Origin of the sequence: Pantoea anthophila (assembly GCF_006494375.1) — a bacterium.
GTDB classification, from domain to species: domain Bacteria; phylum Pseudomonadota; class Gammaproteobacteria; order Enterobacterales; family Enterobacteriaceae; genus Pantoea; species Pantoea anthophila.
The window spans coordinates 202,283-223,698 of the sequence record NZ_VHIZ01000056.1 but is presented as its reverse complement, the minus strand read 5'-3'; the positions used below and the strand labels follow the sequence as shown (position 1 = coordinate 223,698).

Annotated in this window: 23 protein-coding genes; 9 read left to right on the top strand and 14 right to left on the bottom strand. The window is 56.5% G+C overall.

Going from position 1 to position 21,416, the window contains the following annotated elements; genetic code table 11:
• The first annotated feature begins 15 nt into the window (after positions 1–15).
• A complete protein-coding gene (locus FJW00_RS18355) occupies positions 16–747 on the top strand; it encodes an HPP family protein (RefSeq protein ID WP_009090358.1) in 732 nt (243 codons plus the stop codon).
• 56 nt (positions 748–803) lie between these two features.
• Here the strand turns inward: FJW00_RS18355 and FJW00_RS18350 are convergent, their stop codons facing one another.
• Positions 804–1,499: a CTP synthase C-terminal region-related (seleno)protein gene (locus FJW00_RS18350; protein WP_140925256.1), complete on the bottom strand. Its 696-nt coding sequence runs from the start codon at positions 1,497–1,499 to the stop codon at positions 804–806.
• 578 nt (positions 1,500–2,077) lie between these two features.
• Here FJW00_RS18350 and dtpA point away from each other — a divergent pair.
• Together dtpA and gstA are read left to right on the top strand one after the other, a co-directional pair.
• Positions 2,078–3,574 (top strand): dipeptide/tripeptide permease DtpA, encoded by a 1,497-nt coding sequence (dtpA, locus tag FJW00_RS18345; protein ID WP_009090360.1) that lies wholly within the window; start codon positions 2,078–2,080, stop codon positions 3,572–3,574.
• Positions 3,575–3,721: 147 nt separating this feature from the next.
• Entirely contained in the window at positions 3,722–4,327 is a 606-nt protein-coding gene (gstA, locus tag FJW00_RS18340; RefSeq protein ID WP_009090361.1) for a glutathione transferase GstA, read from the top strand.
• Positions 4,328–4,359: 32 nt separating this feature from the next.
• Here the strand turns inward: gstA and pdxY are convergent, their stop codons facing one another.
• From pdxY to FJW00_RS18320, 4 genes are all read right to left on the bottom strand, one after another.
• Positions 4,360–5,220 carry a pyridoxal kinase PdxY gene (gene pdxY / locus FJW00_RS18335; protein WP_009090363.1) on the bottom strand — a complete coding sequence of 287 codons (861 nt, stop codon included), beginning with the start codon at positions 5,218–5,220 and terminating at the stop codon, positions 4,360–4,362.
• Between the two features lie 56 nt (positions 5,221–5,276).
• On the bottom strand, positions 5,277–6,551 hold the full coding sequence (tyrS, locus tag FJW00_RS18330) for a tyrosine--tRNA ligase (RefSeq protein ID WP_009090365.1): 1,275 nt from the start codon (positions 6,549–6,551) through the stop codon (positions 5,277–5,279).
• A gap of 140 nt (positions 6,552–6,691) precedes the next feature.
• Positions 6,692–7,348, bottom strand: a complete 657-nt coding sequence (gene pdxH / locus FJW00_RS18325; RefSeq protein WP_009090367.1) for a pyridoxamine 5'-phosphate oxidase — start codon at positions 7,346–7,348, stop codon at positions 6,692–6,694.
• A 25-nt stretch (positions 7,349–7,373) separates the two neighbouring features.
• Positions 7,374–7,688, bottom strand: a complete 315-nt coding sequence (locus tag FJW00_RS18320; protein ID WP_140925254.1) for an MliC family protein — start codon at positions 7,686–7,688, stop codon at positions 7,374–7,376.
• A 189-nt stretch (positions 7,689–7,877) separates the two neighbouring features.
• Here FJW00_RS18320 and FJW00_RS18315 point away from each other — a divergent pair, with 189 nt between their 5' ends.
• From FJW00_RS18315 to ycgZ, 5 genes are all read left to right on the top strand, one after another.
• Entirely contained in the window at positions 7,878–8,081 is a 204-nt protein-coding gene (locus FJW00_RS18315; RefSeq protein WP_009090370.1) for a hypothetical protein, read from the top strand.
• A gap of 384 nt (positions 8,082–8,465) precedes the next feature.
• The gene (locus FJW00_RS18310; RefSeq protein ID WP_009090372.1) at positions 8,466–8,699 is read left to right on the top strand and encodes a YgdI/YgdR family lipoprotein; all 234 of its coding nucleotides are present in this window, start codon (positions 8,466–8,468) and stop codon (positions 8,697–8,699) included.
• Positions 8,700–8,714: 15 nt separating this feature from the next.
• The gene (locus FJW00_RS18305) at positions 8,715–8,945 is read left to right on the top strand and encodes a YgdI/YgdR family lipoprotein (RefSeq protein WP_009090374.1); all 231 of its coding nucleotides are present in this window, start codon (positions 8,715–8,717) and stop codon (positions 8,943–8,945) included.
• Between the two features lie 378 nt (positions 8,946–9,323).
• Positions 9,324–9,596 carry a hypothetical protein gene (locus tag FJW00_RS18300; protein WP_009090376.1) on the top strand — a complete coding sequence of 91 codons (273 nt, stop codon included), beginning with the start codon at positions 9,324–9,326 and terminating at the stop codon, positions 9,594–9,596.
• Between the two features lie 217 nt (positions 9,597–9,813).
• Positions 9,814–10,053 carry a regulatory protein YcgZ gene (gene ycgZ / locus FJW00_RS18295; RefSeq protein WP_009090377.1) on the top strand — a complete coding sequence of 80 codons (240 nt, stop codon included), beginning with the start codon at positions 9,814–9,816 and terminating at the stop codon, positions 10,051–10,053.
• Between the two features lie 74 nt (positions 10,054–10,127).
• Here the strand turns inward: ycgZ and FJW00_RS18290 are convergent, their stop codons facing one another.
• Positions 10,128–10,742 carry a TetR/AcrR family transcriptional regulator gene (locus FJW00_RS18290; protein WP_140925478.1) on the bottom strand — a complete coding sequence of 205 codons (615 nt, stop codon included), beginning with the start codon at positions 10,740–10,742 and terminating at the stop codon, positions 10,128–10,130.
• Positions 10,743–11,169: 427 nt separating this feature from the next.
• On the opposite strand from FJW00_RS18290, the gene umuC reads away from it, so the two are divergent.
• Positions 11,170–12,432, top strand: coding sequence for a translesion error-prone DNA polymerase V subunit UmuC (umuC, locus tag FJW00_RS18285; RefSeq protein WP_111207385.1), 1,263 nt, complete (start codon positions 11,170–11,172; stop codon positions 12,430–12,432).
• A 60-nt stretch (positions 12,433–12,492) separates the two neighbouring features.
• On the opposite strand, the gene FJW00_RS18280 is transcribed toward umuC, so the two are convergent.
• The 8 genes from FJW00_RS18280 to citD form a co-directional block, all read right to left on the bottom strand.
• The gene (locus tag FJW00_RS18280) at positions 12,493–13,926 is read right to left on the bottom strand and encodes an anion permease (RefSeq protein ID WP_140925253.1); all 1,434 of its coding nucleotides are present in this window, start codon (positions 13,924–13,926) and stop codon (positions 12,493–12,495) included.
• Positions 13,927–14,026: 100 nt separating this feature from the next.
• A complete protein-coding gene (gene acnB, locus FJW00_RS18275) occupies positions 14,027–16,636 on the bottom strand; it encodes a bifunctional aconitate hydratase 2/2-methylisocitrate dehydratase (protein WP_140925251.1) in 2,610 nt (869 codons plus the stop codon).
• 66 nt (positions 16,637–16,702) lie between these two features.
• Complete coding sequence (locus FJW00_RS18270; RefSeq protein WP_140925249.1) at positions 16,703–17,263, bottom strand: RBBP9/YdeN family alpha/beta hydrolase; 561 nt, start codon at positions 17,261–17,263, stop codon at positions 16,703–16,705.
• Between the two features lie 29 nt (positions 17,264–17,292).
• A complete protein-coding gene (gene citG / locus FJW00_RS18265; RefSeq protein ID WP_140925247.1) occupies positions 17,293–18,165 on the bottom strand; it encodes a triphosphoribosyl-dephospho-CoA synthase CitG in 873 nt (290 codons plus the stop codon).
• Positions 18,134–18,688 (bottom strand): citrate lyase holo-[acyl-carrier protein] synthase, encoded by a 555-nt coding sequence (gene citX / locus FJW00_RS18260; protein ID WP_140925245.1) that lies wholly within the window; start codon positions 18,686–18,688, stop codon positions 18,134–18,136. The genes citG and citX overlap by 32 nt, the downstream gene beginning before the upstream one ends.
• Entirely contained in the window at positions 18,685–20,205 is a 1,521-nt protein-coding gene (gene citF, locus FJW00_RS18255) for a citrate lyase subunit alpha (protein WP_140925243.1), read from the bottom strand. Before citF ends, citX begins: the two co-directional genes overlap by 4 nt.
• A 30-nt stretch (positions 20,206–20,235) precedes the next feature.
• A complete protein-coding gene (citE, locus tag FJW00_RS18250) occupies positions 20,236–21,111 on the bottom strand; it encodes a citrate (pro-3S)-lyase subunit beta (protein ID WP_009090399.1) in 876 nt (291 codons plus the stop codon).
• Complete coding sequence (citD, locus tag FJW00_RS18245) at positions 21,108–21,401, bottom strand: citrate lyase acyl carrier protein (protein WP_009090400.1); 294 nt, start codon at positions 21,399–21,401, stop codon at positions 21,108–21,110. The genes citE and citD overlap by 4 nt, the downstream gene beginning before the upstream one ends.
• Positions 21,402–21,416: the final 15 nt, after the last annotated feature.

Genomic DNA, 21,416 nt, shown 5'->3' with positions numbered 1-21,416 from the left:
AAATGTTATGACCCGGTGAGTAAAGCAACGAATGAACGGCCTCCTGCTGCGAGGCATCCTCTGCGCCAGTTCCTGGCGCGACTCTGGCCGCACCCGCTGGCGGTCACGCAAAAGCATATCCTGTTCGCCGCGCTGGGCGCCGGCTGCGGATTGATGCTGACCAGCCTGCTGAGCCACTGGATGCTGGGTGAGCTGAACCTCTGGTTTGTCGCGCCGGTCGGCGCCTCGGCCGTGTTACTGTTTGGTGTGCCCGCCAGTCCGCTGGCGCAGCCGTGGGCCATCGTCGGCGGCAACAGCCTGTCAGCGCTGGCGGGCGTGACCGTCAGCCTGCTGATCCCCGATCCGGCAATCGCCTGCGGCGTGGCAGCCTGTGTGGCGATCCTGCTGATGTTTCAGCTGCGCTGCCTGCATCCGCCTGGCGGCGCGGTGGCGCTGACCGCCATTCTGGGCGGACCTGCGGTACAGCAGCTGGGCTATCAGTTTGTTCTGACGCCGGTTCTGCTCAACTCCCTGACGCTCGCGCTGCTGGCGCTGCTGTTTAATAATCTGGCCGGTCGCCGCTATCCGCATCCGCTGGCTCCCGCAGAGAGTAAACCTGAGCCGGTGGCGATGCCGGTGCCGCTGACCCGCGCCGATCTGCATCAGGCGATGCAGGGCGGTGAACTGCTGGATATTGATGAAGAGGATCTGCAGGCCCTGCTGCTGCGCGCTGAACAGATCGCGCAGCGCCGCCAGCTGAATCGCTGACGTTTATACATCGCGCCCGCCCGGTTATCCGTGACGGTGTCACCTGATGAAGCCCGTCAGCGCTGCGCCAGCGCGGCCTGCATCCACGCGACCACCAGCGGAGCGTCCTTCTCCTGCAGGGCGGCGCGCTCTGACTGAAACAGCGTCGCGACAAAGAAGGGATGGTCGGGCAGCTCTACGCCGCGCACCTCACCCGCCTCGTCCCAGGCGGTAATGCGCAGCGTGTTCTCGCCCAGTGCGGTACTGAATGCCGGGTTGACGCCAAAGTTGCAGTGGTAGCCTTCATCGCTGCTGAGCGCCCCATAGGCCAGGGCGATACGCGAGTTCGCTTCAAATCTTACTGTGCCGCGCTTCTCCACCAGCGAACAACTCAGTGGCGTAATCACCTGTCGCCCGCCCGTTTCCGTTTCGGCGTGACGCGCATCCTGCCACTCCAGCACATTGCGCGCGTATTCGATGACCGCATACTGAAATCCGCCGCAGGAGCCCAGGAAAGGTTTGCCGCTTTCCCGCGCCCAGCGAATGGTGTCGAAAACACCCGCGTCATTATGATAAGGACTGCCCGGCACGACCCAGATAGCATCGCTCTGCGCCAGATGCGCCTCGCTAAGCTGTTCAGTGGGGATCCATTCTGCTTCCGCAGTGATGTTCAGCCGACGGGCGGCACGTTCAATCGCAAGGGGAATAGCCTGATGGGCAACCGCACTGGCGCGGTAATCACCGACCAGTGATAAACGCAGGGAGGAGGACATAGCGAGTTCCTGTAAGGGGAAATTGAGAGGCTACAGGAATGTGAATATTCTGTCGAGCGCGCTCAGCAACACGGGTTTTCGTACCCGCCAGCCCCGCGCAATCGATTTCTTGTTTTACTTTCTGAAATAAATCGCCGTTTTGTGTTCCGGATCGTCACCCGGACGCTTTTTCATCAATGCGGCAGGCTTAACGTTTTAATTTTCGGCAGATCGCCTGGGAAATAGCCATCTTCTGCCGGTTAGTGCTGCTGAATTATCATCCGGCAAACGTTTAATCTGCATAAGGCACCATTAGCAGTTAATATTAATTTCATCCAGTAAGCCGCCCTCATTTGGCATTTTTATACTGAAGTGATATTTCAGATCAATATTAAAATCTGCTTCATCGTTTATTGTAAGATTTTTAACCTGACATTATCAGGTTACACGGGGTGTCAGAAAACTCTTGCCCTGCTGCCCGTAATCAGCCAAATTAGTCGCCGCTCCTCCCTTCTGATAACAATTTTGCGCATGGAACACTCACATGACGCAGACTTAATTCCTGTCCCGAAACAGGATGTGACAAAACTGAGGTACAAGTGTCAACTGCAAACAAACACACTGATGAGGCTGTCAGCCTCAATGCGTTTAAACAGCCAAAGGCGTTCTACTTAATCTTTTCGATTGAGTTATGGGAACGTTTTGGCTTCTATGGCCTGCAGGCCATTATGGCGGTTTATCTGGTGAAGCAGCTGGGATTGTCTGAATCAGACTCTATTACCCTGTTCTCTTCATTCAGTGCGCTGGTTTATGGTCTGGTCGCCATCGGCGGCTGGCTCGGTGATAAGGTGCTGGGTACCAAACGCGTCATCGTACTGGGTGTGCTGGTTCTGGCGCTGGGTTATGCGCTGGTCGCCTTCTCCGGCCACAACGTCAGTATCGTCTATCTCGGTATGGCGACCATTGCCGTGGGTAGCGGCCTGTTCAAAGCGAACCCCTCTTCGCTGCTTTCGACCTGCTACGAGAAAGATGACCCGCGTCTCGACGGTGCGTTCACCATGTTCTACATGTCGATTAACATCGGTTCGCTGTTCTCGATGATGCTGACACCGTGGTTAGCCGCAAAATATGGCTACAGCGTCGCCTTCTCCCTCTGCGTCATCGGTCTGGTTATCACCCTGTTCAACTTCCTGTTCTGCAAACGCATGGTCAAAGATTACGGTTCTAAACCGGACTTTGCGCCGCTGCAGGTCGGTAAACTGCTGATGACCCTCGTGGGCGTCGTGGTGCTGGTCGCACTGGCAAACTGGATGCTGCATCACCAGGCGATTGCACGCGTGGTGCTGGCGGTGATTGCACTGGGCATCGTGCTGGTGTTTGCCAAAGAAGCCTTTGCGCTGCAGGGCGCGGCGCGTCGTAAGATGATCGTGGCCTTCCTGCTGATGGTTGAAGCGATTCTGTTCTTCGTGCTCTACATGCAGATGCCGACCTCCCTGAACTTCTTCGCTATCCGTAACGTTGAGCACACTATCTTCGGCATTACCTTTGCTCCGGAGCAGTTTCAGGCGCTGAACCCGTTCTGGATCATGCTGGCCAGCCCGCTGCTGGCGTCGCTCTATAACAAGCTGGGCGATAAGCTGCCGATGCCGCACAAATTTGCCTTTGGTATGGTGCTCTGCTCCGCCGCGTTCCTGGTGCTGCCGCTGGGCGCGAAGTTTGCCAGCGATGCCGGTATCGTTTCTGTGAACTGGCTGATCCTGAGCTATGCACTGCAGAGTATCGGTGAGCTGATGATCTCCGGTCTCGGCCTGGCGATGGTCGCGCAGCTGGTGCCTCAGCGTCTGATGGGCTTTATCATGGGCTCCTGGTTCCTGACCACCGCCGGTGCGGCGGTGATTGCCGGTAAAGTCGCTAACCTGATGGCTGTGCCTGAAAACGTGACCGATCCGCTGATTTCACTGGCAACCTACAGCCGTGTGTTTCAGGAGATTGGTATCACTACAGCAGTGATCGCCGTGCTGATGCTGATTACTGCGCCGCTGCTGAACCGCATGACGCAGGACTCTGAAGCAAAAGCCCGGGATGTGCAGGCCTGACAGCCACCCAGTCATCTCTCAGCCGGGCTCTGCCCGGCTTTTTTATGGCTGACGTCTCCCCCTGATTATTCCCTGATCCCTGTCACTGGCAATTCTGCTCTGAGCATTTACTATGCAGTAACCCCATTGCCACAAGGAGACCGGGTTATGAAACTGTTTTGCAAAGCGGGTGCCTGTTCGCTCTCACCTCACATTGTCATGCGCGAATGCGGGCTCGACTTCACCCAGGTCAGCGTTGATCTGGCTACAAAGCTCACCGAACGCGGCGACGACTTTCGCCAGATCAACCCCAAAGGTCAGGTGCCCGCCCTGCAGCTCAGCGATGGCACCGTGCTGACGGAAGGTGTCGCCATTGTGCAGTACCTGGCGGATCTCAAACCCGATCGCCACCTGCTGGCACCGGTTGGCAGCCTGACGCGCTACCAGACCGTTGCGTGGCTCAGCTACGTTGGCAGCGAGCTGCATAAAAGTTTCGGGCCGCTGTTCCGGCCAGGTTACTCTGACGAGGTAAAAGCGCAGACCCGCAGCCAGCTGGAAGCAAAATTTCGTTTTGTCGATGAATCACTGCGTGACAGACAGTGGCTGATGGGGCTGCACTTCAGCGTGGCCGATGCGTATCTCTTCGTGGTGACGCGCTGGGCAAACGCGCTGGGACTGGATCTGTCTGAGTATACGGCGCTGAAGGCGTGGTTTGAGCGGGTTGCAGAGCGGCCTGCGGTGCAGGCGGCACTCAGGGCCGAAGGATTAGCCTGATTGAACAGGGCCGGATAACCGGCCCTGATGCGTTACAGCTTTTCAGCCGCGAAGTGTTGAGTCGGATGGGCGATGGCATCCTGTGCCGCCACCAGCTGCAGCTCATACTCACCCATCTGATGGGTTTTCAGCATCACCTCATAAACGGCAGCGGTGACGTGCTCCAGCGCATCCTGCAGCGATTTACCGTGCAGCAGATTAACCAGCAGCAGTCCGCTGGTCAGATCCCCCACGCCGACCGGCTGACGGACGCCAAAGTCCACCAGCGGACGGCTGATGTGCCAGGCATCCTCTGCCGTCACCAGCAGCATCTCAAAGCGATCGCTGCGACGCCCCGCACGCGCCAGATGTTTCACCAGCACTACGCGCGGCCCCTGAGCGATCAGCGCCCGTGCTGCGTCCACCGCCGCGTCCACATCAGTGACGGTGCGTTCGCTCAGCATCTCCAGCTCCAGCAGGTTCGGCGCGATGATGTCGCTGGCAGGCATCGCCATTTTGCAGTGAAACTCTGCCACGCCCGGGGCGACGATACAGCCTTTCTCCGGATGGCCCATCACCGGATCGCAGAAGTACCAGGCGTTCGGGTTAGCCGCTTTGACCTGACGGACAATCTCCAGAATCTGCTCGCCCTGCTCCGCCGAGCCGAGATAGCCGCTCAGCACCGCGTCACAGGTTTTCAGACGGTCGATGTCCGCAATGCCTTTCACGATGTCGGTTAAGTGCGTTGCTGGCATCACCGTGCCGGTCCAGTGGCCATATTGCGTATGGTTGGAAAACTGCACGGTATTCAGCGGCCAGACGTTTGCACCCAGGCGGCGCATCGGAAACTCAGCCGCCGCATTCCCGGCGTGACCAAAAACAACGTGCGACTGAATCGCTAAAATATTTTTCACTTGTTTGCCCTGTCCTGCCTTGCCATAAAAAAGGGCCGGAGACCGGCCCTGAAATCTTACTGCCAGTTAATCAGGCAGTAATGTTTCTTACCGCGACGCAGCAGCGTGAAGCGGTTAAACAGTTTGTCACTGTCGCTGAAGCGGTATTCCGCGTCAGACTGCTTTTCACCGTTCAGAGAGACGGCGTTGGAGCCAATCATGGTGCGAGCCTGACCGCGTGACGGCACCAGCTCCGCTTTCACCAGCGCCTGCTGCAGATCGTCTTCAGCGCTCAGGGTGATGGTTGGCATGCCATCCTGCGCCAGCTGCTCGAAATCCGCTTCGGTCATATCGCTCACGGCGCCGGAGAAGAGGCTGGCCGTGATGCGTTTCGCCGCCGACAGACCCGCTTCGCCATGCACCAGACGCGTGACCTGCTCAGCCAGCACATACTGCGCACGTGGCGCGGTGCCGCTGTTTTTGTCCTCTTCTTCCAGCGCGTTGATCTCTTCAATGCTCATGAAGGTGAAGAACTTCAGGAAGCGATAGACATCTGCGTCCGCGGTGTTGATCCAGAACTGATAGAACTTGTACGGACTGGTCTTCTTCGCATCCAGCCAGACTGCGCCGCCCTCGGTTTTACCGAACTTGGTGCCGTCAGATTTGGTGATCAGCGGCACGGTCAGGCCAAACACCTGGTTCTGATGCAGACGACGGGTCAGGTCGATACCGGAGGTGATGTTACCCCACTGATCCGATCCGCCAATCTGCAGCGAGACGCCGTGGCGCTCATTCAGGCAGGCAAAGTCATAGCCCTGCAGCAGATTGTAAGAGAACTCGGTAAAGGAGATGCCCTGATCGTCACGGTTCAGACGCTGCTTCACCGCTTCTTTATTGATCATCTGATTGACGGAGAAGTGCTTGCCGATATCACGCAGGAAGGTCAGCACGTTCATGCTGCCAAACCAGTCGTAGTTATTGGCGGCGATTGCGCTGTTGCTGCCGCAATCGAAGTCGAGGAAGGGAGCCACCTGCTGGCGGATCTTTTCAACCCATTCACCGACGGTTTCGCTGGTATTAAGTTTACGCTCTGCGGCTTTGAAGCTCGGGTCGCCAATCAGGCCGGTTGCGCCACCGACCAGTGCCACCGGCTTGTGGCCGGCATCCTGAAAACGCTTCAGGCAGAGCAGCGGTACCAGATGGCCCAAATGCAAGCTGTCGGCTGTGGGGTCAAAGCCGCAATAGAGCGAAATTGGCCCCTGCGCCAGTTTCTCTGTCAGCGCCTCTTCATCCGTCACCTGGGCGATAAGGCCCCTCTCCTGCAATTGTTGTATCAGGTTACTGCTGGTCATTACTGACTCCAAATTGATCAGACTGCACCTAGGCTGGTACACAGCTTTCCGCCGGGATGCGGAATCGAAAAAAATCAGGGCTATAGCATAAAGCGCTGACGCTCTCTGTGCCAGCGCTGATAGGGGGGAATCGTGCAGATTCAGGGTGCCAGACGGTCGATTTTCCAGCCATCGTGATCGCGCTGGTAGATGAAACGATCGTGCAGGCGATGTTCGCCCCCCTGCCAGAACTCCAGCGTATGAAATTTCACCCGATAGCCGCCCCAGAAACTGGGCAGCGGCACGTCGCCCTGCTGGAACTTCTGCTTCAGCTCAAGGAACTTCCCTTCCAGAATGCCGCGCGCCGAAATACGGCTCGACTGCTTCGACACCCAGGCCCCGATCTGACTGTCACGCGGACGACTGTGAAAATATTTCAGCACCTCCAGCGGCGAGAGTTTTTCCACTTCGCCCAGCACCATCACCTGACGCTCCAGGTAGTGCCACGGGAAGTGCAGGCAGATGCGCGGATTGTTTGCCAGCTGTAACGCCTTGCGGCTGCCGAGGTTGGTATAGAACACCATGCCCTGCGCATCGAAGTGCTTCAGCAGCACGATGCGCTGCCACGGCTGGCCCTGTTCATCCACGGTTGCGACGGTCATGGCCGTCGGATCGGGCAGTTTTGCCTCGCACGCCTGGCTCAGCCACTGTTCAAACAGGACGACGGGATCGTCCGGCAGATCCTTCCGGCGTAATCCGCCGCGGGTATATTCACGCCGCAGATGGGCAATGGTGTGTAGCGTTTCGCTGTCGCTCATAATGCTCGCCTTTTCAGATAAAGAGTCAGCTGGCAGGTTGCAGCTCACAATCGTTCACGACAATTTTATCGTTCCGTTCAATAAATGCGCCGTTGCCTTTAGACCAGAAAACATAGGTGCCATCGCTGTAACGGGCACCGGACGCCGATACGGTCTGCTTCAGCGTCAGCGGCTGGCCGTCCATAATGAAACTGACCTGCTGCTGACTCTCATCCAGCGTCACGGTCAGCGGCAGCGTCCCACAGCGATAGTGCAGCGTCTGCGGCGCTGGCGGCTGTTTATGCAACAGGCTGCAACCCGACAGCAGCAGCACAGCGGCAACGATTAATCCTTTCGACATAAGCGGGTCCCCTTCACAAGTGAAGCTGGCATTATAAGAAGGATTTGGCGTGAAGTAAGTGGGAATCCGCGCCAATCGGATGAATGGCGTCGGGCAGAGAGAATTATTGTCGCTTTTCAGGCGGTTGTCTGAATGCAGAGGTCGCGTTATCAGGCTACGCTCTATGCATCTTAAGCGAGGGAAACCAACATGAAATTTGATAACGAAGATGCATTCAAGCTGGCCGTGGCGTTTATGAATCACAAAGAGAATGCCACCATTGCCAGCAGCTACTTTAAGACCTTTATCGACACCTACCAGAAGTTTGACCGCTGGCTGAGCGCCTCCGATCCGGTCAGCGCCATGAAGGCGGAAAAAGCGGCCGCCAAAGCGGGCGAAGACTCTGTCCTCTGATAGCCTCTCTCTGGCCCGGGATCGCACCGGCTTCGGGCCACTCATCCTCCTCTGCAGGAGAGCTCTCCCCGGCGCCCGCGTTCCGCGCTGCGATCTATTCTCCTGCTGACGGTTCGGACGTTAACAAAATAGCGGCCCTTATCTCCGATCTTATTTTCGCCTTTGGCTTTGTGCTTATTGTGACGGGATGCCAGCGCCGCAAAACGTCCGTGCCGACAATACAAAGTTGCAATAAATGCTATTTCCCGGACTCAGCGTCGGAAATAATCACAGCGACCACTGTTTTTGCTTAAAAAAAACGCAACGGAGCGGGTCAGGGCCAGCAAAATTTATAAAGGCGTCTATGCTGTAAACGTCTGGATATGAATTCATGGAGAACAAAAAATGAAAATGAAATCCCTGTCAGCTATCGCATTGCTGGCTCTCTCTTTAGGCACACTGGCAGGCTGCTCTTCCAATCAATCGATTAAGACCACTGATGGCCGCACCATCGTGACCGATGGTAAACCGCAGATTGATTCAGATACCGGTCTGGTTTCTTATCGCGATGCTCAGACAGGAAAAACTGAGCAAATCAATCGCAATGAGATCAGTAATATGAGTGAACTCGATAACTAATATAAGGTGAATAAGATGAAAAAAGCGCTGATTTTACCGCTCGCCGCATTGATTGGTATGACTGTATTAACTGGCTGCACCCGCACCAGCTATGCGATTCAGACTAACGATGGACGCACCATTATTAGTGATGGCAAACCGTCAGAATCTGATGCAGGCCTGCTGGCTTACACCGATGCAAACGGCGTGAAGCAACAGATTAATAAAGCCGACGTTAAAGCGGTTTCCGAAGTACCGAATAAATAACGCTCTCTGTGGAATAAAGCCGCCTTCGGGCGGCTTTATTCTGTCTGTCAGTCGTCCGCCTCTTTTTATAAACCCCTTCTCCTTTCTCTGTTGCTGAAACAGACGCGCTTTAATGTGACCCTGTGCCTGGCCAGAGTCGCTGGCTTATCTGAATTTCAGGCATCTCCCTCTCTGTTTAATCGTCAAAATCGCTCAGTTATTTTATGAACAGAGGTGTCTGAAATTTTTTATGCTGGGATATTAACAGGTTAGCGCTTCGCTTTGAGGTGCCATTTATTTTGGGAAAAGACCGATCGTTTTGACCTGCTATTTCTGCTCTTTTAGTCAGAGACGCCTTTAACTAAACTGGCGTATGGCTCATTAATCAGGAGATAACATATGGTGTATTATGACAAAAACGTCGGTCATATGATTCTTGGTGAAGCGGCAATTAATCTGGCTTTTACAGAGCAGGAAATCACGCTCGTTTCACTGATTCGCCAGCTGGGTGAAATGGCCGAGCATGAGCGCAGTGATGAACGCGTCGCCCAGATTGCCGATGCGCGAAACTGGCTCAAAAGTTTCACCGAAGCCGCATCGCGCGACCGAGCCGAACTTAACTGGCTGGTTGAGACCGGACAGGCACCGGTTTTCCTGAAAGATTACCGCTAGCTATGCTGCAGGCCAGGCTGTCGGGTGCATTCAGTCTGCGCCCGCCTGCTGGTTTTGCACCCTGCGCCGGCTCCGCTCATTTACCCTGCCACTGTCAGCGCAGCCGTGCTGAATAAAAAGCAGACGATTTCTGGCGAAATAGCTGTACAACACAGACAACATTGTATAACTTTGTACCTATTCGTTAGATGCTGAACTATCCGCCAGGAAACGATCCATGTACCCGAACCAGAGACTGCCACAAACGGCAGACGACATTGCCCGTTATTTTAATGCGGCAAGCCTGCCTTCACAGCAAGAGACGCTGGGACAGGTGGTAGTGGAAATTCTGAATGCCGGTCAGAACGTGAATCGCAAATCGATCTGCACCAAACTGCTGCGCCGCCTTGAAACCGCCTCTTCACAGGAAGAAGAGCGCCACTATCACGCGCTCATCAGCCTGCTGTTCGGCCGTTAATCTTCGGGGGCGTTTCAGCCCCCCGCGTGCCGGACATGCTCCGGGCGGTGTCGCGTCACACAGCGGGCTCGCTGTTACCCCAGCACCTTCAGTGCCAGTGCCAGCGTCTGCTGCTCATTGACCATATCGCCCACCTTGCCTGTCACCCGCATACCAAACGCAATGCAGAGAATCAGACCCGCTGCCGCTTCACTGTCCAGCGTGTTATCGATAGAGCCATCCCGTTGCCCCAGCTCCAGCAGTGAAACCAGGAAGCGCTGATTGCGCTGCACAACTTCATTGATGCGCTGCGCCAGCGCCTCATCCATTGTCTGCAACGCAATGGCACTGGCGACAACCAGACAGCCGCGCCGTCCCTCCGTCGCCCGCGCCGAATCCAGATAGAACTGTAACAGCTCGGTGATCTTCTCCCGCCCGCTCACGCAGGGGGCCAGACGACGGCGCAGATCGGCATTGCGCAGCAGCAGATAGCGCTCGAAGACCAGCAGAAACAGTGAGCGTTTATCTTTAAACGCCTTATAGATACTGCCTGCAGAGAGGTTCATCGCCTCACTCAGATCGCCGATGGAGGCTGCATGGTACCCCTTTTGCCGGAAAACGATCATCGCGTGATCCAGAGCCTGCTCGATATCGAACTCTCTGGGCCGTCCCCGCTCTCTGCTTTTTTGCGCTGTCGCTGTCGTGATCATCATTACCGGCCTGAAGAGGTGCATTTCGGTCAAATCAACCGGGGATTCTAGCGCAGGCAGCAGTGATAAGTACACTACGCGCATTAAGCGTCGCGCTAATGCAGCCTGCATCCTTTATCTGACGAGGAGCTGAACATTGTGCGGTGCCGGCTGGGATATGCCGCAGCCCCTTCACGCACCTGTAGCACGAACAATAAAAAGCACTTTCATATCATAAAGTTAAAAAGAATCGGTATGGCGTGACTTGACCAGCATCGCTGATTCGCAATACTGTATTTATATACAGCATTCGCAAAGATACCTTTATGCCCCTTTTCAGACCCGTGACATCTCAACCGCGCGCTCATGCCGGTGTCACTGCCCCTGCTGGCTATCGGCTGGCCAGCCACTCCCTGATTAACAGTCCGCTAAACAGGGCCGATTGCTGATGTTCGCCCTGGTTGATGTCAACTCCTTCTACGCCTCATGCGAAACCGTTTTCAGGCCCGACCTGAGAGGCAAGCCCGTCTGCATCCTGAGTAATAATGATGGATGTATTATCTCACGCTCGGCCGAGGCAAAGCAGTTGGGGATCAAAATGGGGGCACCCTATTTCAAAATCAAAGAGGATTTGCAGCGGCTCAACGTCCACGTTTTCAGTTCAAATTACACGCTTTACGCTGATATGAGTAACCGGATCATGACCACGCTGGAGGCGATCTCGCCAGCCGTTGAGATCTACTCCATTGATGAAGCGTTTGTCGACCTCACCGGCGTTCGCCACTGTCGCGTTCTGGAAGAAGTCGGGCACGAGATCCGTGCACGCATCAAACAGGATACCCATCTTACCGTCGGTGTCGGCATTGCACAGACCAAAACTCTGGCCAAACTGGCGAATCACGCCGCAAAAAAATGGTCAAAAACCCGTGGTGTGGTTGACCTCTCTAATGTGGATCGCCAGAAAAAGCTGATGGCCCTGATCCCGGTTGAAGATGTCTGGGGTGTGGGAAGACGTCTCAGCAGGAAACTGAATGCCATGGGCATCATCACGGCAAAAGACTTATCGGAACAGAGTACCTGGGTTATTCGCAAACATTTCAACGTGGTGCTGGAGCGAACGGTCAGGGAGTTGCGCGGCGAACCCTGCCTGGAACTGGAGACCTTCTCGCCTGCGAAACAGCAGATCATCTGCTCACGCTCTTTTTCAGGACGCATCACAGCGTATGCTGATATGCGGGAAGCCGTGTGTAACTATGCGGTCAGGGCGGCGGAAAAACTGCGTGAGGAGCGGCAGTTCTGTCGACAGGTCGCCGTGTTTATCCGCACCAGTCCGCATGCTGAAGGAGAAGGTTTTTATGGTAATCAGGCTATGGCGCAGTTACCTATCCCGACTAACGATACCCGCGACATTATACGCGTGGCCGCCGAAGCGCTGGATCGTATCTGGCTGGATGGCTGCCGCTATATGAAGGCAGGCGTTATGCTGGGGGACTTTTTTAATCAGGGCGTGACGCAACTTAATCTTTTCGATGAGTTTCAGCCCCGCCCTGGCAGTGAAGCGCTGATGCGCGTGGTCGATGGCATTAATCAGAGCGGAAAAGCGAAGTTATGGTTTGCCGGTCAGGGCGTCCAGAAGCCCTGGGCGATGAAGCGGGAAATGTTGTCACCCGCCTACACCACCCGTTATCAGGATCTCCCTGTGGCAAAATAACGTGCCATGCAGAGCGAGGGCTGATCCGGCGCGGTGTCGCCAGCAAAGCCCTGACCGTGTTTACAGCAGGCCGTGCTGCAAAAGGAAGCTCCACCAGGGAAGGCCGATGAGCATATGCAGGATAAAGGTTAACAGGGTAATCACCGTTCCCGTGATCCACCACGATTTAATGTCGTTGTAGCCCGCGGCAAAGATAATCGGGCCTGCCGCGCCGCCATAGTGCGTCAGGCTACCGCCATAGGAGTTAGAAAAGAGGATCGCCAGCGCAAGCAGGACGGGTGCCGCGCCGGTGACCAGTCCCACCGTGGCTAACACCGGCACCATCGCGGCCACATAGGCACCGCCTGAGGCGAACAGATAGCGTACCGCCAGGCTCAGCAGGACAATGATGATAATCGTGCTGTTTTCCGGCCCCAGAAAGTTCAGGTGTGCCGACATCACCTCTGCCAGCCAGTGAAAAATCCCCTCTTTGCTTAACGTCGTGCTGAGTCCGATAATGCCGCCGTACCAAATCAGGGTATTCCAGCCCCCCTTATTCTGCAGCACATCATTCCAGCTGATGATGTTAAAGATCAGGGCAGCCACCATCGCGATAACGGCAACCGCCGATTCGTTTAACCCCAGATGGCGGGAAAAGATCCATCCCAGCAGGGCGGCAATAAACACCACGATAAGCCCTTTCTCTTTCGGACTCATTGGCCCCAGCGCCTGCAGACCGGCCGTGGCGATGTGAACGTTGTCTAATTTTTTTAATTCCGGACGCACGATTTTATAGGTCAGGAAGGGGATCAGCGCCAGCATCAGCAGCCCCAGCGGCACGCCAGCCAGCGCCCAGCCACCCCAGCTAATCTGAATGTGAAAAATGTCAGAAATTAACTGGAGGGCTAAGGCATTGCCCGCGAAAGCGGTAAGAAACATGTAGCTGGTGGTTTTGGTGACCATGTAAACATTCACCATCAGAAACCGCCCGGCTTTACGCGGCGTCTCGCCTGGCGTGGAGCCTAAGACCAGCGCGATGCTGTTAATGATGGGAAAGACGACCCCGCCGGCGCGGGCGGTGTTAGAGGGCGTCGCTGGTGCCAGAATGACGTCCAGCAGTGCGGTGACATAGCCGAGTCGCAATGTGGTCGAGCCAAATTTCAGGATAAACCCGTACGCCAGACGCCGGCCCAGTCCGGTGGTTACAAAGGCTGCACTCAATGTAAAGGCGCTGAACACCAGCCACGTCGTGCCGGAGGCATAGCCGCTCAGCACATCCAGCGATTTCACCGGAGAGTCGTCAAACCGGGCGATGGCAAGACAGGAGAGCGCCACGGCGAACAGCATGATGACCGGTTCAGGGTAAGGCTTGCTGATCAACCCGACAATCGCCGCGAGATAGATCCCGGCCAGTATCGCGGCCTCCCGGGTTAACCCTGTGGGCGGCGGCAAAACCAGGGGTAAGAGAAGGATAAAAATGAGCAACGCTATTTTTGTGGTTTTTGCGGTCAACATACACCTCCCTGTGTGCCGCACCCGGAACAACAGAAACGTCACACTCTGCCTCTGCTGTCTGCCCGGATGCGGCTCACACGCTTAGATTAAACGTCACGGATTACAGGTTCTGCCCGGCAAACGTTTTAATCACCCTCTTTTCATCGTGCGCAGACCGATAGTGCGGTAACTGGTCGAAATTAAGATAGCGATACGTCTCGTCGTGGTGCGGGTGAATCTTCTCCATCTGCCGAAGATACTGCTCCACCGTCGGCATTTTGCCCATCATCGCCGCCACCGCGCTCAGTTCAGCCGACGCCAGAAAAACACGGGCATCCGTTCCCAGGCGATGCGGGAAGTTACGGGTCGAGGTTGAAACAGCATGGCTGCCCTGCCGCACCCGGGCCTGATTCCCCATACAGAGAGAACAGCCAGCAGGTTCGATTCGGGCACCCGCCTGAATAAACCGGTTAAAGTAGCCTTCGCGGGAGAGCTGCTGCGCATCCATTTTCGTTGGCGGCGCCAGCCAGAGCCTGGCAGGCAGATCCTTCACGTCCGACAGAAGTTTACCGACCGCACGAAAATGGCCAATATTGGTCATGCAGGAGCCAATGAACACCTCCTCAACTGGCGAACCGGCCACCTCTGACAACAGGCGGGCATCATCCGGATCATCCGGCGCACAGACAATTGGTTCGGTGATTTCTGTGAGGTCTATCTCGATTATGGCCGCATACTCAGCATCCTGGTCGGCCACCAGCAGCGACGGGTTAGCCAGCCAGGCTTCCATCTCTGCAATCCGTCGCGCCAGGGTCCCGGCGTGCTGATAGCCCTGCTCTATCATCCAGCGCAGCAGCGCAATATCCGAACGCAGAAACTCCGCCACATTCTCCTCTTCCAGACGCAACACACAGGCCGCCGCAGAGCGTTCAGCCGACGCATCCGCCAGTTCGAAAGCCTGTTCGGCTTTCAGGCTGCTCAGCCCTTCGATTTCCAGAATCCGGCCGGAGAAAATGTTGATCTTGTTTTTCTTCTCTACCGTCAGCAATCCCTGTCGGATGGCATAAAGCGGGATGGCGTGAACCAGGTCACGCAGGGTGATCCCTTTCTGCATGTCGCCGGTGAAACGCACCAGCACCGACTCCGGCATATCCAGCGGCATAATGCCGGTTGCTGCGGCAAAGGCGACCAGACCGGAGCCGCCCGGAAATGAGATCCCTAATGGGAAACGGGTGTGAGAGTCTGCGCCGGTGCCGACCGTATCGGGGATCAGCATGCGATTAAGCCAGGAGTGAATGATGCCATCGCCGGGTCTGAGCGCGACGCCATTCCGCTGGCTGATAAACTCTGGCAGTGTCTCATGCAGCTTCACATCAACCGGTTTAGGGTACGCCGACGTGTGACAGAACGATTGCATGAACAGGTCGGTGGAAAAGCGCAGGCAGGCGAGATCGGTCAGCTCATCGCGCGTCATGCCGCCGGTGGTATCCTGCGAACCGACCGTGGTGATTTTAGGTTCGCAATACTGGCCGGGCCGCACGCCCGCCACACCACAGGCTCTTCCCACTATTTTTTGCGCCAGGGTAAAACCTGCCGTGGACGGTACGGGGGCTTCAGGCTGCCGGAAGAGGTCGGAAGGCGGCAGTCCCAGCCACTCCCGTGCTCTGGCCGTCAGGCTTCGGCCAATGATCAGCGGAATACGCCCGCCCGCACGCACTTCGTCAGGCAGCACCGCCGTTTTCAGCGTGAATCGGGTGATCAGCTGCTGGCTGGCGTGGTCGCGCACTTCGCCCCGGTAAGGATAAAGGTCGATCAGCATGCCCGTCTTCAGGCCGGAGACGTCCATTTCGACAGGCAGTGCGCCCGAGTCCTCAAGCGTGTTGAAAAAGATGGGGGCAATTTTTCCGCCAAACACCACGCCGCCGTTGCGTTTATTGGGCACCCAGGGGATATCCCTGCCGATATGCCACAGAAGCGAATTGGTGGCCGATTTTCGCGACGAGCCGGTTCCCACTACATCCCCGACGTAGACCAGTGGATAGCCCTGCAGCTTCAGTGTCGCCAGCTGCGTCATCGGCCCCCGGTTGCCAGGCTCATCCGGCTCCACCCCCTCGCGCGGATGGCTCAACATAGAGAGCGCATGCAGCGGAATATCGGGACGTGACCATGCCTCAGGCGCGGGAGACAGGTCATCTGTATTGGTTTCACCGGTGACACGGAAGACGTTGAGCGTCATCGTCTCCGGGAGTGCCGGGCGGCGTGTAAACCATTCGCCCCGCGCCCATGACTGCATCACCGCCTGTGCAGGGTGATTCCCCTGCTGCGCTTTTTCAGCCACATCGTTAAATTTTTCAAAAATAAGCAGGGTGTGACTCAGCTGTTGCGCCGCGCAGCTCGCCCATTGGGGGTCATCCAGCAGATCGATCAGCGGCTGAATATTGTATCCACCCTGCATGGTGCCCAGCAGTTCAATCGCCTGCTGAGGCGGAATGATGCCCGCCTGGTCACCGGTTTTAATCTGCTGATAAAGAAAATCCGCTTTAACGCTGGCTGCCGGATCGACGCCGGGCGGAACGCAATGGGCTAACCGCTCCAGGAGCCTGTTTTTATCGTCACCCTCTGCACATATCAGCGCATCAATTAACGCGCGGGTTTGCCCGGCATTAAGCGGCTCAGGAGGAAGATTTTTTAAAGCACGTTCCTGTACATGCTTACTGTAGCTGTCTGACATAGTTTCTCCGAAACAGACATCACCTGTCTGAATTGCGTGAAGTAAAGAGTGTGCGTAATTCTGCTTTTAATTATCGGTCTCAAGGCCTTCGCCAAATGCGGCCAGTTGCACCAGGCCAAATTCCCACTCCCCAAAGCCGGCCGCGCTATTAATGTGCCCGGCGTCACCCAGGTCGATAAGGTGTGCACCCCAGCATTCCGCCCAGAACCGGGCGCGTTTAAATGGCATGAGGGGATCGTTGTGGCTGACAAACATCACGCCGGGAACGGGCAGTTTTTCCGGCAGCACCTGCTCCTCCAGTCCGAACAGCGCGGGCTCTGCGGGCGCAACCAGCATGATGCCAGCCACGGGCAGCGTCTGCGTCTGAACCAGACGGCAGGCGGCGAGCGCGCCAAAACTGTGTCCGACCAGAATCGCCGGGCGCTGGCCACATAAGCGCTCCCGTCGTATCGCTGCGATCCAGCCATCAATATCGGGCGCCAGCCAGTTTCGCTGACGTATCCGTTTCCAGTGAGGAAAACGCCGATGCCAGCAGCTTTGCCAGTGACTTTCATCACTGTCGCGCACCCCCGGCACCAGAATCACCGTGAACCGCTCGCTCAGCTGGTGCAGCCGTTGCGTCATCATTCTTTTTTCCTCGCCCTGTTCATGCGGTTTCATGACGCCGGATAATGGGAAAGGAGCCACCCCACCGCCAGAAGATCTGCGCTGCCTCCCGGACTGATATTTTTCTGAATGAAGGCGTTATCCATATGTTTCAGCGCCTTTGTGAGCGTTTCACCGGAGAGATCCCTGATTTTCAGGAGTCGGGTGGCGTAGCGCCGGGCATAGCTCAGTCCCCGCATACCGCCCCGCGAAACCAGATTGGTGTCGGGATTGGCGGCGATTAAAGCCAGCAGCATCCTGAGCAGGGCCTCCTCTTCCGATCCCCCCGCACGCAGGACGTTTTCCCACTGCGGCAGACCATATCGCCTGACGGTGTCAAAGCCCTTCTCCGCCTCACCGCGCGCGCCAGTTAATCCGAACGCCTGAAAAATCTGTTCGCCTTGGGTTTTTGCCTGACCGGGGTTGCTGAGTTCGTTGCCGACCAGACCTGCGCACATCGCGCGGATTTCCCGACAGAGGCTGTGCTGGCTGAGCCTTATCGCGTTTTTAGCGAGCCGGCCTGCGGCAGCGCACAGTAGTCCCAGAGAGAAAATTCCGCCTTTATGAGTATTGATGCCTCCCGTAGCCTTAAACATCGCCTGCTCACAGGCCAGCCCCGTGGGTCTGATTGCCCGTAACGTCTGGGAAGCGGGCAAACCGGCGGTGGCAACCCCCTGGGCATAAAAACGGGGAAACCAGGGTGAGACGGCGCGAATACTGGCCATAAAGAGCATGAAATTCATGTCGCTATGCGCCCCATTATTCCGGCGATCCACCAGCCCCGGCTTGGGGGTCAGCTTCACCTCTTTGACCATCGCCTCTGCGGCCAGCCAGGCGATATCCCCGGCGCGCTCAGACTGAACGCTGACCGCTGAAATAGTCATAGGTTATCTCCTCAATTCTCTGCGCCAGTTCATCCTGGGCATGGCGGCGCATACGGGAGCAGACGTGGGCGGGTTCATGACAGAGAAAGCATCTGCGCATCGGCTGATGTATTGCACTGCGCTTGATCAGGCCCGCAGTGGGACAAAAGACATCAATGTCCCATAAACGCCCAAGAGGATGGTTATCCTCCAGATCGGCCATGACATGCTTGATCATCCAGGCGGGTGACGACACGGACCAGAGCGCCTCCGGGCCGGTGACGGGAAAAGCCGCCTCCTGCCTGGCGATCCGCCATCGGTGCTGTTGCAGCCGCTGATTAATCGCCTCTTTCGCCTCAGCCATGACCTGCCGGGCAAGCGGGGTATCTTTGACCTCCCCCGGCCAGACGAGCGTGGCTGAAATCACCGGCTGCCCATACTGGCACAGCCACGCCTGCTGCCGACGCGCGCGCGCCTCTCTGGCGTTCAGCACATCGTCAAGCACCAGACGCCTGCACGATGCCGGGGCCACAACACGGTTCACGCTTTCACCTGCCTGACCACGTCGATGACGCTGCCATCGCGATAGCGCACCACCCCGACGATGCGGGAGGTAAACGCAATGGGCTTTGGCTCGCCCGAGATGAGCAGCGCGCGCTGATAAAGCGTGTCGATATCGACCACCGGCAGACCCGCAGCCATCAGGCGGGCCTTCACCTCCTGTCGGGCGGGATTGACGGCAATCCCGTGATCGGTGACCAGAACATCGACGCTCTCTCCCGGTGTCACCCGTGTGGTGACCTGACGAACGACGGTCGGAATACGGCTGCGGATCAGCGGAGCCACCACGATGGTCAGATTCGCCGCGGCGGCCACGTCACAATGGCCGCCGGATGCCCCGCGCATCACGCCGTCGGAACCGGTCAGCACGTTCACATTGAAATCTGTATCGATTTCCAGCGCGCTCAGGATGACAATATCGACACGATCGCAGCAGGCGGCTTTGGCGGAGGGGTTGGCATACACGCTGGTTGAGATTTCAACGTGATGCGGATTTTTCGCCAGCGAGGCGCCGGCAACCCCATCAAAACTCTGCGTATCCAGCAGTGTTTTAATCAGTCCCTTTTCATGCAGATCCACAAGGGTGCCGGTAATGCCGCCCAGAGCAAAACTGGCCACAATGTTCTGTTTACGCATGCGTGATTCCAGGAAACGGGTGCAGGCTGTCGAGGCGGCACCCGAACCGGTTTGCAGCGAAAAGCCGTCGCGGAAATAGCCGGAGTGCTCAATCACGTCGGCAGCCGAGCGCGCAATCATCAGTTCACGCGGATTACTGGTGACGCGGGCAGCGCCGACACTGATTTTTGCCGGATCGCCGACGCTGTCGATTCTGACAATGTAATCCACCTGATCCTGGGTCAGACTGGCGGGCATCAGGGGAAACGGCTCAATGCTTTCCGTCAGCAGCACCACCTTTCTGGCATATCTGGCATCCACCATCGCATACCCCAGCGAACCGCAGCGGGATGCCCCACCGCTGCCGCTGGCATTGCCATACTCGTCGCAGCAGGAGACCGCTAAAAAGGCGATATCGATGCTGATTTCCCCTTTCTCAATCAGATGAACCCGGCCGCCATGCGAGTGGATCTCTACCGGTTCCGCCATCAGTCCATGTGAAATCGCCTCGGCGAGTTCACCACGCATGCCGGAGGTGTAGATTTTGGTCACGACGCCCGCTTTGATGTGTTCGATCAGCGGCGCGTTGCAGGTCATTAACGAACTCGAGGCCAGCGTCAGCCCTCTGAGGCCTTTTTCGGCCAGCTTGTCCATGACGTAATTAATCACCTTATCCCCTTCACGGAAGGCGTGATGAAACGAGACGGTCATCCCATCACGCAGTTCGCAGCGTTCTAAAACGTCATCAATACTGTCGAAAAGTTTGCGCTGATATTTCTGCCGGAGATCGGCGAGGTGCGGGGTGTGGGTATGGGCACCGGTAAAGCGTTCATACTGATATGCGCTGCCGGAGAGGGCCTGGAGTGCTCGGGTTAAATGGCTCATCATTTCATCCTGTTAGTCGGGGCGGAAGGGCTACTGACGGACGCCGGAGGCGTTTTTACGGTCAAGGACGACGCGGGCATGGTTGATAATCGGCGCATCAATCATTTTTCCGTTCAGCGACACCACGCCCAGCCCCTGACGATCCCCCTCTTCTGCTGCAGCAATCACGCGCTCTGCGTAATCAACTTCTTCCTGCGTGGGCGCGTAGGCGTTGTGTACGATCTCAATCTGCCGGGGATTGATCAGCGACTTGCCGTTAAATCCCAGACGTTTAATCAGCTCCACCTCTTTTAAAAAACCCGCCTCATCATCAATGTCGGCATAGACCACATCAAACGCATCGATCCCTGCGCCACGCGCCGCATGCAATACCGCACAGCGCGCATAAAAAAGTTCGGCGCCGTCGCCCCGCTCCGTCTGCATATCCATCACGTAATCAAAGGCCGCCAGCGCGATGCCCATTAAACGCGGCGATGCTTTGGCGATAGCGACCGCATTAATCACGCCGACAGCCGATTCAATCGCTGCCATCAGTTTTGTTGACCCCACCGGACGGCCACATTCCGCCTCAATGCGGGCAATTTCACTTTCCAGCTGATCAATATCATCCGGCGTATCTGTTTTCGGTAAGCGAATAACATCCGCGCCGCCCCGAACCGCCGCTTCAACATCTTTCAGCCCAAAGGGGGTATTCAGCGGATTAATTCTGACCACCGTTTCGATCTCTTTATACATCGGGTGCTGTAAAGCATGAAAAACCAGCAGCCGCGCGCTGTCTTTCTCTTTTAATGAAACGGCATCTTCCAGATCAAACATGATTGAATCGGGGCGATAAATAAAAGCCGTGGAGAGCATGGCGGCACTTGAACCGGGTAAAAAAAGCATGCTGCGACGTAATTTTTTCATGATATTTTTTCCCACACGATATCGGTGCGATCTGCGCCACGCAATATTGCCGCCTGCAGTCTGGCGCGAATAACGCAATCCAGCGCCCCTTTATCTTCAATAACAATTTCCCCCTGGGTCACATTAAGTGCCGCCAGCGTTTCTTTCACCACGGCAGCAATCTGTTCGCCAAACTGTTTAAAAACTTCACTGCGGATCGTAATTTCCAGCCCCTCTTCACCGGGGCTGACTTTAACCACCAGGTCGCTGGATTCCAGCGTGCCGGCAATAGCCGCCTTAACTATTTTCATTTTATTTTCCTGAAT